Annotated in this window: 16 protein-coding genes; 9 read left to right on the top strand and 7 right to left on the bottom strand. The window is 32.1% G+C overall.

All coding sequences use genetic code 11. The features are described 5' to 3' along the window. Positions 1-71 precede the first annotated feature (71 nt). Together BLS00_RS06635 and BLS00_RS06630 are read left to right on the top strand one after the other, a co-directional pair. A complete protein-coding gene (locus tag BLS00_RS06635) occupies positions 72-1,109 on the top strand; it encodes a potassium channel family protein (RefSeq protein WP_091403929.1) in 1,038 nt (345 codons plus the stop codon). Beyond that, the gene (locus BLS00_RS06630; RefSeq protein ID WP_091403927.1) at positions 1,110-1,622 is read left to right on the top strand and encodes a hypothetical protein; all 513 of its coding nucleotides are present in this window, start codon (positions 1,110-1,112) and stop codon (positions 1,620-1,622) included. A gap of 44 nt (positions 1,623-1,666) precedes the next feature. Here BLS00_RS06630 and BLS00_RS06625 read toward each other — a convergent pair whose 3' ends face one another. Genes BLS00_RS06625 through BLS00_RS06595 form a run of 7 tightly spaced genes read right to left on the bottom strand, consistent with a single transcriptional unit; the run spans position 1,667 to position 7,468 of the window. After that, positions 1,667-2,086, bottom strand: coding sequence for a biotin/lipoyl-containing protein (locus BLS00_RS06625; RefSeq protein WP_091403925.1), 420 nt, complete (start codon positions 2,084-2,086; stop codon positions 1,667-1,669). A 14-nt stretch (positions 2,087-2,100) separates the two neighbouring features. Continuing rightward, positions 2,101-2,469, bottom strand: coding sequence for an OadG family protein (locus tag BLS00_RS06620; RefSeq protein ID WP_091403923.1), 369 nt, complete (start codon positions 2,467-2,469; stop codon positions 2,101-2,103). A gap of 14 nt (positions 2,470-2,483) precedes the next feature. Further along, positions 2,484-4,037 (bottom strand): acyl-CoA carboxylase subunit beta, encoded by a 1,554-nt coding sequence (locus BLS00_RS06615; RefSeq protein ID WP_091403921.1) that lies wholly within the window; start codon positions 4,035-4,037, stop codon positions 2,484-2,486. Between the two features lie 12 nt (positions 4,038-4,049). Next, the gene (gene mce, locus BLS00_RS06610) at positions 4,050-4,454 is read right to left on the bottom strand and encodes a methylmalonyl-CoA epimerase (protein ID WP_091403919.1); all 405 of its coding nucleotides are present in this window, start codon (positions 4,452-4,454) and stop codon (positions 4,050-4,052) included. Continuing rightward, complete coding sequence (gene meaB / locus BLS00_RS06605) at positions 4,444-5,370, bottom strand: methylmalonyl Co-A mutase-associated GTPase MeaB (RefSeq protein WP_091403917.1); 927 nt, start codon at positions 5,368-5,370, stop codon at positions 4,444-4,446. Before meaB ends, mce begins: the two co-directional genes overlap by 11 nt. Beyond that, positions 5,348-5,752 (bottom strand): cobalamin B12-binding domain-containing protein, encoded by a 405-nt coding sequence (locus tag BLS00_RS06600; RefSeq protein ID WP_091403914.1) that lies wholly within the window; start codon positions 5,750-5,752, stop codon positions 5,348-5,350. The genes meaB and BLS00_RS06600 overlap by 23 nt, the downstream gene beginning before the upstream one ends. 36 nt (positions 5,753-5,788) lie before the next feature. Then, positions 5,789-7,468 (bottom strand): acyl-CoA mutase large subunit family protein, encoded by a 1,680-nt coding sequence (locus tag BLS00_RS06595; protein WP_091403912.1) that lies wholly within the window; start codon positions 7,466-7,468, stop codon positions 5,789-5,791. Between the two features lie 218 nt (positions 7,469-7,686). Here BLS00_RS06595 and BLS00_RS06590 point away from each other — a divergent pair, with 218 nt between their 5' ends. From BLS00_RS06590 to BLS00_RS06560, 7 genes are all read left to right on the top strand, one after another. Further along, complete coding sequence (locus tag BLS00_RS06590; RefSeq protein ID WP_091403908.1) at positions 7,687-8,289, top strand: septum site-determining protein MinC; 603 nt, start codon at positions 7,687-7,689, stop codon at positions 8,287-8,289. Positions 8,290-8,306: 17 nt separating this feature from the next. Next, positions 8,307-9,329, top strand: coding sequence for a M20/M25/M40 family metallo-hydrolase (locus BLS00_RS06585; protein ID WP_091403906.1), 1,023 nt, complete (start codon positions 8,307-8,309; stop codon positions 9,327-9,329). Continuing rightward, on the top strand, positions 9,326-10,357 hold the full coding sequence (locus tag BLS00_RS06580; RefSeq protein ID WP_091403903.1) for a M42 family metallopeptidase: 1,032 nt from the start codon (positions 9,326-9,328) through the stop codon (positions 10,355-10,357). Before BLS00_RS06585 ends, BLS00_RS06580 begins: the two co-directional genes overlap by 4 nt. Beyond that, entirely contained in the window at positions 10,354-11,358 is a 1,005-nt protein-coding gene (locus tag BLS00_RS06575; RefSeq protein WP_091403900.1) for a M42 family metallopeptidase, read from the top strand. Before BLS00_RS06580 ends, BLS00_RS06575 begins: the two co-directional genes overlap by 4 nt. 3 nt (positions 11,359-11,361) lie before the next feature. Continuing rightward, positions 11,362-11,754 (top strand): methylglyoxal synthase, encoded by a 393-nt coding sequence (locus tag BLS00_RS06570; protein ID WP_091403898.1) that lies wholly within the window; start codon positions 11,362-11,364, stop codon positions 11,752-11,754. A gap of 84 nt (positions 11,755-11,838) precedes the next feature. Continuing rightward, on the top strand, positions 11,839-12,678 hold the full coding sequence (gene rfbD / locus BLS00_RS06565) for a dTDP-4-dehydrorhamnose reductase (protein WP_091403895.1): 840 nt from the start codon (positions 11,839-11,841) through the stop codon (positions 12,676-12,678). A 259-nt stretch (positions 12,679-12,937) separates the two neighbouring features. Beyond that, entirely contained in the window at positions 12,938-13,240 is a 303-nt protein-coding gene (locus BLS00_RS06560) for a hypothetical protein (protein WP_091403893.1), read from the top strand. Positions 13,241-13,257: the final 17 nt, after the last annotated feature.

Here is a 13,257-nt window from a genome sequence, read left to right as displayed (position 1 = left end):
TAAAGAAAATAAATCTATCATTTTAATTGTATTTATATTATAATATAAGTGACTACAAATTATAATAAGGAATGATTAAATTGGAGATTTATATTCAAAAATTGAGAAGATTTATTTTCTCAATATTGATAATATTTTTAGTTTTTGTTGTGGGGACATCGGGGTACATGATTTTGGAAAATTGGGAATTTACTGAATCTTTATTTTTTACAATTGTAACTCTAAGTACAGTTGGTTATACAATCCCAGAAGGGATTAGTATGTCAACAAAAGTCTTCACTATTTTTATAATATTAAGTGGCATTACAGTTGGAGTTTATGCTTTATCACAACTAACGTCTTTCATTGTTGAAGGGGAAATGAAAAATATTATGGGGGTAAGAAAAAGAATGAAAAAAATAGCTAATCTGGATAAACATTTTATAGTAATTGGAGCTGGTAAAACAGGGGCTTTTGTTTGTAGGAATCTTCTAAAATCTCATAAGGATTTTGTGGTAATAGATAAAAACATGGAAAGATTAGAACAACTAAAACAAGAGCTTGGGGAAGACATTCTTTTTTGCCAAGGAGAAATAAAAGATGAAAATGTAATGATAAAAGCTGGAATGGAGAAGGCATCTACAATAATATTAACCCTACCTTCTGATGTGGACAACTTGTTCGCAGTTTTAACTGCTAAAACAATAAACAAGGACATAAAGGTTATAGCAAAGGCAAACGAACCTGAATCTGTTAAAAAATTAGAATATGCAGGAATAGATAGAATATTAGTGGAATCTGAAATATCTGGAAATAGGCTTGCATATATGGCTACCCAGCCAAATGTTGTTACATTTCTTGAAACTGTAACAAGAGCTGCAAACAAAGAATTACAATTAGAAGAAGTTGAAATTCCAGAAAAATCTTGGATGGTTAATAAAACTTTAAAAGAAATTTCTTTACCATCTTTGGTCAACCTTATAGTTATATCAATTCAAAAAAAAGAAAATAAAAATATATTCAATCCAAGGGCTGAAACTAAAGTAACCAATGGCGATGTTTTAATAGTTCTTGGTGAAGAAGAGAAGATTGGAAAATTAAAAAAGATAGTTACAGAAAGGGGTAATTAAATGTTTTTTGAAAATCCATTTTTATCAGCTTTTGTTCAGTTTGCAATTTTGGGAACTTTAGGTGAGATAGCCGCTAACATTTTATCGAAAAAAAAGATTTCGATATTAAAGACAATTGGATCAATTTTTGTTTGGGGAATACTTGGAATTGCTATTAAATTTGTTTTTTCTGGATTTACCGGATTTGTAGAACACCTCACAAATATAGGGTACTTGCCTGACGGGGAATTCTACAACGCGTTTTTCAAATCAGTATTTACAAATGCCATGTTTGGTCCATGGTTGGTAATAGGGCATAGGTTCTTAGACAACTTGTTACGATTTAAAATAAGAGTTCCAAAGGAAGGATTAAAAGGAGCTCTATTAACTTTGATATGGTTCTGGATACCTGCTCATACGATAACTTTTGCTCTTCCAAGTGATTGGCAAATTACGCTTGCTGCGGTATGGAGTTTTGTTTTAGGCTTAATTTTAAGTTTGTTTGTAAAAAAGCAAGATAATAATAACATATAAAAAATTGGGAATAGATTTCTATTCCCAATTTCAAACGTTCTATTTTATTTTAAAATTATTACCGGCTCATCTCCGTCAACGTTATCGCCTTTACTTACAAGTATTTTATCCACTACTCCTGTAAATTCTGAAGGGATTTCATTTTCCATTTTCATTGCTTCTATTACCATTAACTTATCTCCTGGATTTACTTTGTCTCCAACTCTAACTTTAATATCTATTACCACACCTGGTAACGGAGCTAAAACTTCTTTTTCACTTCCGTCAGAAGATGGAGCTGGCGCAGGCTCTTTTGTTTCTTCATTTCTTACTGGTGAAGGTGTAGGAACAGTTTTTTTGACTTCTTGATTGGGCTCAGGTTTTGATTCTTGATCAGGCTTCTTGTTTGAAGAATTTGATTCAACTTCTTCAACTTCAACATCATATGATTTCCCATTTACCTTTACTTTAAATATTCTAGACAATTTATATCCCTCCGTTATCTATTTGTTCTCCAAGTGTTAACTGGGGGAACAGATCCCCATCTTGAATTATTCACTTTTCTAACATTTTTACTTTTGTTTATACTCTTTATTTTGTATTTTGAACTATCTATAATAGAGTAAATAGCTCCAGATATCGCTGCAATTTCTTCATCTGAATTTTTTGATTCAAGGTTTTCTAATTTAGAAATTGGTTCAGGATTTTTATTTGTTTCTTTTGGTGTCGGAATATTTTTTATATGATCTTTATTTTTACTGTTTCTATTTGCAAAGTAACCAAATAGATAATAAACAATCATTAAAATAATTAAAACAGTAAAAACAGTAAATATTCCGCTAATTGTTATTAAACCAACATTATTCATCTAATACCCTCCAATTATAAAGGTATGTTTCCATGCTTTTTAGCAGGTTTTGCTTCTGCTTTGTTTTCAGCCATTGTTAAAGCGTTCATTAATTTTCTTCTTGTTTCTATAGGATCGATTATATCTTCTATATATCCTCTTGCTGCTGCTTCATAAGGATTAGCAAATCTGTCTTTGTACTCTTCAATTTTTTCTTGTCTTTTTAATTCGGGATTATCAGAGCTTTTAATATCTTTTGCAAAAATAATGTTTGCAGCTCCCTCAGGTCCCATTACTGCGATTTCTGCAGTAGGCCAGGCAAAAACAAAATCTGCTCCAAGGTGTTGTGATGACATAGCTATATAAGCACCACCATAAGATTTTCTTAAAATAACAGAAATTTTAGGAACACTTGCCTCTGAATATGCATACAGCAATTTAGCTCCATGTCTAATGATGCCTCCGTGTTCTTGTCCTACTCCTGGTAGAAATCCTGGAGTGTCAACAAAGGTAATAACAGGTATATTAAAAGCATCACAGAATCTAATAAATCTTGAAGCTTTATCAGATGCGTTAATATCTAAAGAACCAGCTAAAATATTCGGTTGGTTTGCAACTATTCCTACAGACTTTCCACCTAATCTGGAAAATCCAATAACTATATTTTTAGCAAAGTGAGGTTGTATTTCAAAGAAAGATTCTTTGTCAAATATTTCATTTATAACCTCTCTTACATCATAAGATTTTTTAGGATTAGGAGAAACAATATCGTATATTCTTTCATTTAAATCGAACTCTTCAAAATCAACATCAGGTTTTGGGTCTAAGTTATTTTGAGGGATATAAGACATAAGCCTTCTTGAAAGTTGCATAGCGTGTTCATCGTCTTTTGCAATTAAATGAGCTACACCACTCTTAGAATTATGAACCAAAGCGCCTCCGAGTTTTTCTTTATCTACGTTTTCTCCTGTGACAGCTTTTATAACTTGAGGACCTGTGATGAACATTTGGGATGTTTTATCAACCATAATTATAAAATCGGTAATTGCAGGTGAATAAACCGCCCCCCCGGCACAAGGCCCTGCTATAACAGTTATTTGAGGGATAACACCAGATGAGATAGTATTTCTGTAAAAAATACCACCATATCCATATAATGCATCTATAGCTTCTTGAATTCTTGCTCCACCTGAATCGTTTATTCCAATAACAGGTATTCCATATTTCATAGCCAAATCCTGGATTTTCATTATTTTTTTGGCGTGCATTTCTCCCAAAGAACCACCTTGGACTGTAAAATCTTGTGAGAAAACAGCGACTTTTTCGCCATTGATAGTTCCAAAGCCAGTAACTACACCGTCGTATGGAAAAGATTTTTTATCCAATCCAAAATAAGTACTTCTGTGTTTTACAAATTTATCTATCTCTTCAAAAGATCCTTCATCAAGTAAAAGATCTATTCTTTCCCTTGCAGTTAATTTACCTTTTCCATGTTGCTTTTCGATTTTCTCTTTTCCACCACCGTAGTTAAGAGACTCATCTTTTTCACGAAAATCTTCCAATAAATTATCAAAATTTTTATCAGACATTATATAAACCTCCTATTTATTGTGTTGTACTAACTCTGTGAGGATTCCATTGGCTGATTTTGGATGTAAAAATACTATTGTCGTGTTATGGGCACCAGGTTGTCCCTCATCAGTAAGTGGTTTAAACCCCAAATTTTTGGCTTTTTCAATGCTTTGTTCAACGTTTTCTACTTCATAAGCCATATGGTGAAAGCCTGGACCTTTTTTCGACAAAAACTTTGAAACCTGAGAATTTTCGTTCAAAGGTTCTAACAATTCTATTCTTGTATCTCCCATTTCTAAAAAAGCTACTTTCAATCCTCTTTCTTCTAAAACTTCTTCTCCAGATGGTTTAACACCAAGCAATTCACTATACAGTTTTATAGATTCTTTGATGGAATTGACAGCAATTCCAATGTGATCTATTTTACCCTTCATTGAACTCCTCCTTGCTTATTTGCCCAATAATATCCCTTTTTATTTCAAATAAATCTTTATTGTCAGGATCATAATTTTTAACGAACAAATCTATCTTTCTAATTATGTTACTTCTTGCTCTTCTTTTTCTTCTCCTAATGATTCTATCTTTTAAAAGTCCTTCTTCTATTAACTTATCTTTATGATTTAATAAATCTTCCATTAATTCGTCTAAACCATCATTCTTTAAAGCACTAATACTGAATATTTTTCTTTTTGACTTTTCTTCATACTCCAAAGATAGAGTATTTTTCAACTGAGCCAAAAATCCTGAAGCTTCAGGCAAATCATTTTTATTAACTACGTATATATCTGCTATTTCCATTATTCCAGCTTTAAACATCTGTACTTCATCTCCAGAATCTGGAGACATAACCAATAAAATCGTATCAGCTACATACACAACTTCAACTTCAGATTGACCAGCTCCAACAGTTTCTATGATTATTTTTTCAAATCCATAACTATTCATAACGTCCACTATATCATATATCGAATCACATAGGCCCCCAACACTTCCACGAGACGCCACACTTCTTATGTATACATTTTCTCCAGATAAATGTCTCATCCTAATTCTGTCTCCTAAGAAGGCTCCGCCTGAAAAAGGGCTACTTGGATCAACTGCAATAATACCAATCTTGTGTTTTTCAGATAAATCCTTTACTAATTTTGAAGTTAAAGTACTCTTCCCAGCTCCAGGGCTACCTGTTATGCCAATAACATGTGCTTGTTTATTGGGTTTTGGTAGTTTTTGAATAATTTCCCATGCTTCATCTGGATTATTTTCAACCAGCGTTATCATCTTGGCAAGTGCATATTTTTCACCATTATTAAAGCCATCAATTATTTGATCATACTTTTTTGCCCAAGACAATATCTCTCACCTTCTGTATAATTAGTTCTAATGGAGTACCTGGACCAAATACTTCTGCTATTCCAATGTTTTTCAATTCTGGGATATCGTCTTCAGGAATAATGCCTCCCAAAAATACGGGAATATTTTCGACGTGTTTTTCTTTCATTTTGTCTATCAATTTACTACTTAATCTAATATGAGCCCCTGAAAGAATTGAAAGACCAATTATATCAGCATCTTCTTCAATTGCTGTTTCTACAATTTCTGAAGGTGTTTGTCTTATTCCAGTATATATCACTTCCATGCCAGCATCTCTCAAAGCTCTTGATACTACTTTTGCCCCTCTATCATGCCCATCAAGTCCGGGTTTCCCAATAACAACTCTGATTCTCTCTTCCATTTTGTCTTCCTCCTTAATGAAAAACAATTATTAGTTTTATAAAATGACTGATTCGTTGTATTCACCGTATACATCTCTTAAAACATTTGTTATTTCTCCCAATGTTGCATAAGACTGCACAGCTTCAATAATATATTCCATCAAATTTTCATCGCTATTAGCAGCCTTTTTAAGAGCTTTTAAAGCATTTTCAACTTTTTTATTATCTCTTTTTTCTCTCAATTTTTTCAATTTATCTTTTTGTTTTTCTTCAACAGTAGGATCTAATTTAAGAACTTCTCTTGGGTTTTCTTCTTTAGTAGAGAATTTGTTAACCCCAATGATGACATCTTTCTTGTTTTCAATTTTTAATTGGGTGTCATAAGCCGTATTCAAAATTTCTTTTTGAACGTAACCATTTTCAATTGCTTTAACCATACCGCCCATTTCATCTATTTTTTCTATGTATTCCCAAGCTTTCTTCTCTATTTCGTCTGTTAGTGCTTCAACAGCATACGAGCCAGCAAATGGATCTATAGTGTCTGTAACTCCAGACTCATAAGCGATTATCTGTTGAGTTCTTAACGCAATAGTTGCCGATTCTTCTGTTGGGAGTCCAAGTGCTTCGTCATAAGAGTTTGTATGTAATGACTGAGTGCCTCCCATTACAGCAGCAAGAGCCTGTAGAGTTACCCTAACTATATTATTCATAGGCTGTTGTGCAGTAAGAGTTGAACCCGCAGTTTGAGTATGAAATTTCAATTTCATAGCTCTTTCGTTTGTAGCGTTAAATCTTTCTTTCATTATTTTAGCCCATATTCTTCTTGCGGCTCTGAATTTTGCAATTTCTTCAAGAAAATTATTGTGTGCGTTAAAGAAGAACGATAAATTTTTACCAAAAACATTAACATCTTGTCCAGCTTTGATGGCTGCATCAACATAAGCTATACCATCTGAAAGAGTGAAAGCAATTTCTTGAGCAGCATTTGCTCCTGCTTCTCTAATGTGGTAGCCACTAATACTAATTAAATTAAATTTTGGAAGATTTTTTGAACCATATTCAAAAATATCTACAATAACTTTCATTGATGGTTCAGGCGGGAAAACATAAGTTCCTCTCGCAATATATTCTTTTAAAATGTCGTTTTGTATAGTACCTCTTATTTTATCCTTTGAAACTCCTTGTTTTTCAGCTACTGAAATTAACATTGCCAACAATATAGAAGCAGTAGAATTAATGGTCATGGAAACACTAACTTTATCCAAAGGTATTTCATCAAATAAGATTTCCATATCGGCAAGAGAATCAATTGCAACTCCAACTTTACCAACTTCACCATCTGACATCTCGTCATCAGAATCATAACCAATTTGAGTTGGTAAATCAAAAGCTATAGACAAACCTGTTTGTCCTTGTTCTAATAAATACTTATATCTTTTGTTTGATTCCTCAGCATTGGCAAATCCCGCATATTGTCGCATTGTCCAGAATTTACCTCTGTACATAGTAGGTTGAACACCTCTTGTAAAAGGATATTGACCGGGGAACCCAAGATCTTTGCTATAATCCATATTTTTAGTATCTTCTGGTGTATAGAGTCTTTTGATTTCTTCATCAAAAGTACCCTTAAATTCTTCTTTCCTTTCAGGGAATTTTTTAACGGTCTTTTCTACCTGTTTTTCTTCCCATTCTTTTTTTTGTTCGACAATCTTTTCAATGTCATCATTATGTGCCATTATTGCACCCCCAAAAAATATTTAATATATACAACTTTATTTTACAATAATATCTGTAATAATACAAATTCATAAACGCTTATTATAATAGTATTTTAATTACATAATGAAAAAAATTTCACGCTAATTAACTCTCTTTTCTTTATTTCAAATATTAATGAGAAAACTTTTTGTGGTATTATATTATAGAAAGAAGTTTATTGGGGGGGAGTGACAATATGGAAGATTTTATATTTGCTAAAATCGTAGACGGAGACATTGTATTTTACTTTGAAGAAGGTTACACTCAAAAAGATTTGTTTGAGTATTTTCAAAAAAAGTTAAACACGATGAAAAACTTTTTCAAATTTGGGGACAGTTTTTACATTTATTTAAAAGACGAAAGCCAGTATAATCTTCTCCCTAAAATTGCTAAGTTTGCAAGGACTCTTGATCTTAAATTAGCAGGAGCATATTTTGGGGAATTACCTCCTTCAAAGTCTCAAAAAAAAGAACTCGACCTTTCAAGTACAAAAATATATAGAAAACACGTAAGATCCGGACAGGTAATAGATAATCCGGGGGACATTATTATATTTGGAAACGTTAATTCAGGAGCAGAAGTTAATGCAGGCGGGAGCGTTATTGTATATGGAAAAGTCTTTGGAGTTATTAGAGCTGGTTTGACTAATAAAAGAAATGCTTTTATTATAGCTTCTAAAATGGAATCGTCATTAATAGAAATAGCAGAAATACCTTTTTTTAATCATGAATGGCCAGATGCTCCAGTTTCCATAAGAGTTGAAAACGATAAAGCTCTTGTTGAATCTTTAGAAATTTAGTATAAGGAGGTTTTGTAATGGATATTTCCGAGATATTGAAAAAATTGTCAGACAGCTTTGGAGTAAGTTCATGGGAACATAATACATACTCTATAGTAGAAGAAACTTTAAAAGAAATAAATTCAGAAATTGAGATATCAAAAAGAGGGACTGGAAGTCTTGTTGCAAAATATGGAAATGACGACAAAAAAATAGCCTTTTTTGCACATATAGATGAAATTGGTATAGCAATATCAAAAATAGTAGATAAAGATTTTGTTAGAGTAGAAATGGTTGGTGGGGTAGATCCAAGAACTTTAATAGCTAAAAGAGTTATATTCAAAACTGAAAAAGGCGACAAACTTGGTGTTATTGGAATGTTGGCACCACATTTGCAAGACAAAGACAAAAGAGGGCAATCACCTTCTTTTGACGAGCTTTTTGTTGACTTTTCTATCTCTGGCGGAACAGAAGGTTTAAATGTTGGGGATATAGGAGTTGTTGAAGCTAAATCAAAAGAATTAGAAAACAAAACGATATCAGGAAAAGCAATAGATAATAGAGCAGGTGTTGTCTCAATCATAAAAGCCCTCGATTATTTGAAAAAATTCAAATTCGATGGGACATTGTACCTTTCTTTTAATAAAGGAGAAGAAGTGGGTCTTGTCGGAGCCAAAGGTATGGCTTATGATATTCATCCAGACAACGCGATTATAGTAGATGTTACTTTTGCTGAAGATTTGCCTGATAACATAGAGACTATGAAAATAGGTAAAGGACCAGCTATAGGAATAGGAGCTGCTATTAACAAAGAAGTTAATAAAAAGCTTACAGATATTGCAAAAAATGAAAATATTGATCATCAGATAGAAGTTCTTCCTATGGGAACTGGAACTGAAACAGATGTTGTTCAGTTAACAAAAAATGGTGTAAAAACAGGCTTATTATCTATACCAATATACAACATGCATTCACCTGTAGAAGTTGTAAATGTAAACGATATAGACCTTACAGCAAAACTTCTTGCATTATACGCATATGAAGAAGGTGGAAATAAATGAGAAAGTATTTAAAAGAAATGACAGAATTAATGGGAGTATCAGGGCACGAAGAAAAAGTTAAAGAGTTCATAAAAGAAAAAATAGATGGAATGTATGATGACATATATGAAGACGTAATGGGTAATATGATCGTTTTAAAAAAAGGTAAAAATAGCTCTAAAAGAGTTATGGTTGCTGCACATATGGATGAAGTTGGTTTTTTAGTAACAAAAATACACAAAGACGGAAAATTGGGAATATCAATGGTTGGTGGAGTCGACCCAAGAGTTGTAAAATCTCAAAGACTATTGATTAAAAATGAAATCCCTGCAGTAGTTAACTCAAAACCAATTCATTTAGAAAAAGAAACTTCTTCAGTAGCCAAATATGACTCTTTAAAAATAGAATGTGGATTCAAAAAAGATGAAGATGCAAAGAAAAAAGTCAATCTTGGTGACATGGTTACATTTGACGTTAAATATTATGAAAACGGAGACTATGCTCTTTCTAAAGCTTTTGATGACAGAGCAGGTTGTACAGTAATGATGAATATTTTAGAAAGCTTCAAAAACAACAATACTAAACCTGAATACGATACTTATTTTGCTTTTGTTGTCCAAGAAGAAACAGGCCTAAGAGGTAGTGGAGTTGCTGCTGAATACATAAATCCAGATGCAGCTTTGATCTTAGAAGGTACAACTGCAGGAGACAACCCAGAAAATGAGCCAGAAAAATGGGCGACTCATTTAGGAGACGGACCAGTCTTAACCTTTATGCACTCAGGAGTTGTTCTCGAAAGAAAAATATTTGAAAATATAGTGGAAACAGCAAAAGGAATGGGAATAAAATATCAGTACAAAATGAGAACAGCTGGTGGAACAGATGCAGCAAGACTTGCAAAAAGTTTAGGGGGTATTCCAGCTGGAGTAATTTCTGTACCTTGTAGATATTTACATTCACCAAACACAATAATCAATTTAAAAGATTATGACGGTGTGTATAAAATAACTGAGAAATTGTTAATTGATGGGAGGATGATTGCAGAATGAAGGAATTAATTAAAAAAATTACCGAAATATATTCACCAAGTGGAAGAGAAGATGAAATAAGAGAATTCATAAAAAGCGAGATAAAAGATCATGTAGATGAAATAAAAATAGATAAGCTGGGTAATTTAATAGCTATAAAAAAAGGTACTTCAGATAAAACCGTTTTGTTCGATGGGCACATGGATGAAATTGGACTTGTAGTAACTCACATAACCGACAACGGATTTTTAAAAGTGGACGCAGTAGGAGGACAAAATCCTTTAAACTTAGTAGGGACTCAATTTCAATTCAACGGAAACATTGGTGTTGTAGGGATTGAAGGAGAAACAACTAAAGAATTGAGAGAAAATCATTCTCACCTAAACTTAGATGTACTTTTTGTAGATATTGGTGCAAAAACAAGAGAAGAAGCAGAAAAAATGGCTCCAATAGGAACATTTGGAACATACGCAACTGGATTTCACGATCTTGGAGACCATTTAGTGTCAAAAGCTATGGATGACAGAATAGCTTGTGCTACGATGATTCAATCTATAAAGGAAATGGACAAACCAAAAAACAACGTAATATTTGCCTTCACTGTTCAAGAAGAAGTTGGAATAGTTGGAGCTTCTGTTGCTTCATACGATTACGATGTGGATATGGCAATTGCAATTGACGTTACTAAGGCTTTGGATACCCCAAAAGCTATTAAAAGAATGAACATGAAACTTGGTGATGGCCCTTGTATAAAAATAAAAGACAACGCAACTATATCAGATAGAAATGTAGTGGAATTTATTAAAAATGCTGCAATTGAAGAAAAAATCCCTTATCAATTTGAAGTATTATTTGGTGGAGGAACAAATGCCATGGGGTATCAAAGAACAAAATCTGGTATTCCTGTATGTACAATATCAATTGCTACTCGATACATTCATTCACCTCACGAAATGGTCTCTTACGAAGACGTTAAAAATACAGTTAAAATGATTAAAGCAATATCAAACAAAGAGATGTAACCTATGGAAGATAAAAAAATTAGCGTAGCCCTAATAGCTCATGACAAGAAAAAACTTGATTTAGTGATGTTTGCAAGAGAGTGGAAAGAAGTTTTTCATAAGTGTAATTTACATGCAACAAAATCTACAGGAAAATTATTAAAAGAAAAAGTTGGTTTAGATATCAAAACTTATGAATCTGGACCAATGGGCGGAGACCTACAAATTGGTGCTTTACTGGTTACTGGAGAAATAGGCTTTGTAATTTTTTTGAGAGATCCTTTAACTGCCCAACCTCATGAACCAGATGTTTCAGCTTTTCTCAGAGTTTGTGATGTTCATAATGTACCTCTTGCCACAAATTTGGCGACTGCAGAAGCTTTAACAATAGAAATAGAAAAAAAATTAAATGAATAATAAAAAAAATTGGCATATTTAAATATGCCAATTTTTTTAATTTAAGAAGCTATTATTCAATAACAACAAAATTGAGGTGAAAAAATGAAAGTACTAATAACAGGGGCTAATGGGCAATTAGGGAAAGAATTTTCAAAATATTTTTTCATGGGAAAAATAGACTATCTTAGTACAAATAAATCTAATTTTGATATAACTAATTTAGAACAGATGAGAGAATTCTTAAAAAGTTACAAAGATATAACCCATATAATAAATTGTGCTGCATACACAAATGTTGATGAAGCAGAAAATAATTGGAATAAAGCTTACCTAATAAATTCTAAAGGGGTAAAAAATTTGGTAGAAATATCTAAAGAAATAAATTTCGAATTAATACATTTTTCAACAAATTACGTATTTTCAGGTGAAAAAGGGAATTATAGCACAAAAGATAATACTAATCCCATCAATAAGTACGGGAAAAGTAAAGCTCTTGGCGAAAAAGAATTAAAGGAAAACAAAAAAACTTTTTTAATAAGAACAAGTTGGCTATTTGGTCAGAACGGGGATAACTTTGTAAAAAAAGTTATTAGATGGGCTAAAAACAACGAAACTCTGAAAGTCGTAACAGACGAAAAGAGTTCTCCAACTTATACAAAAGATTTGGTAATCGCAACAATGAATTTACTTAAAACAAAAAAATATGGAATATACCACATAACAAATACATCCTGTACAAGATACGAGTGGGCTGAATATATATTAAAAGAGGTAGGTTGGAAAGGAGAATTGATTAAAGCAAAACAAAAAGACTTTGATCTCAAAGCGAAAAGGCCTAAGTCATCTGTCTTAGATATTTCAAAAGTTGAAAGAGTTACAGGAACAAAAATGCAATCTTGGCAAAACGCAACTGATAGATTTTTAAAAGAAGAAACATTTTAAAAACAAAATAACATAAAAACAATATATAAAAAAATAAAATGATTTTAGTATATAATGATAATATGTCAAAATAAAAATCAGGGGGATAATATGAAAAAAATATATTATATAACTATGATTATGACTATTTTTCTCTTGATATTTATCTTGAAAACGATTTTACAGAAACATTTTATATAGCTTTTGATACTTATGAAAAAGATGTAGGAGAATATGTTTTAAAAAATGATTAAGAAATAATGCTGACGACCCCAGTAACTTGGATGCAGTTATAAAAGAATGGAAAAGGATTAAAGTAAGATTACCTTGGGTTTTGCTTCAATTTTCTGACCCAAGTCAAAGTAATATTTTATATGGATATGAAAGCGAACCAAGAGATATAATTACTAATAGAGTTTCAGATGGAATTTCTATGTCTTTTAATTTCTATGATGAATTGAGCGAAACAAATAAGTTCAAAATCCCAAATTGGGATATAATATCTTTTTATGAGCTAGAAGAAAAGAAATCCTTTGATATTTTTATGAGAAATGCAAGATCTTTACCTTTTATAATTAATTAAAAAATGAAGCAGATTAG

The organism is Geotoga petraea, assembly GCF_900102615.1.
Lineage (GTDB): Bacteria > Thermotogota > Thermotogae > Petrotogales > Petrotogaceae > Geotoga > Geotoga petraea.
This window is presented reverse-complemented; position numbering and strand designations above follow the sequence as displayed.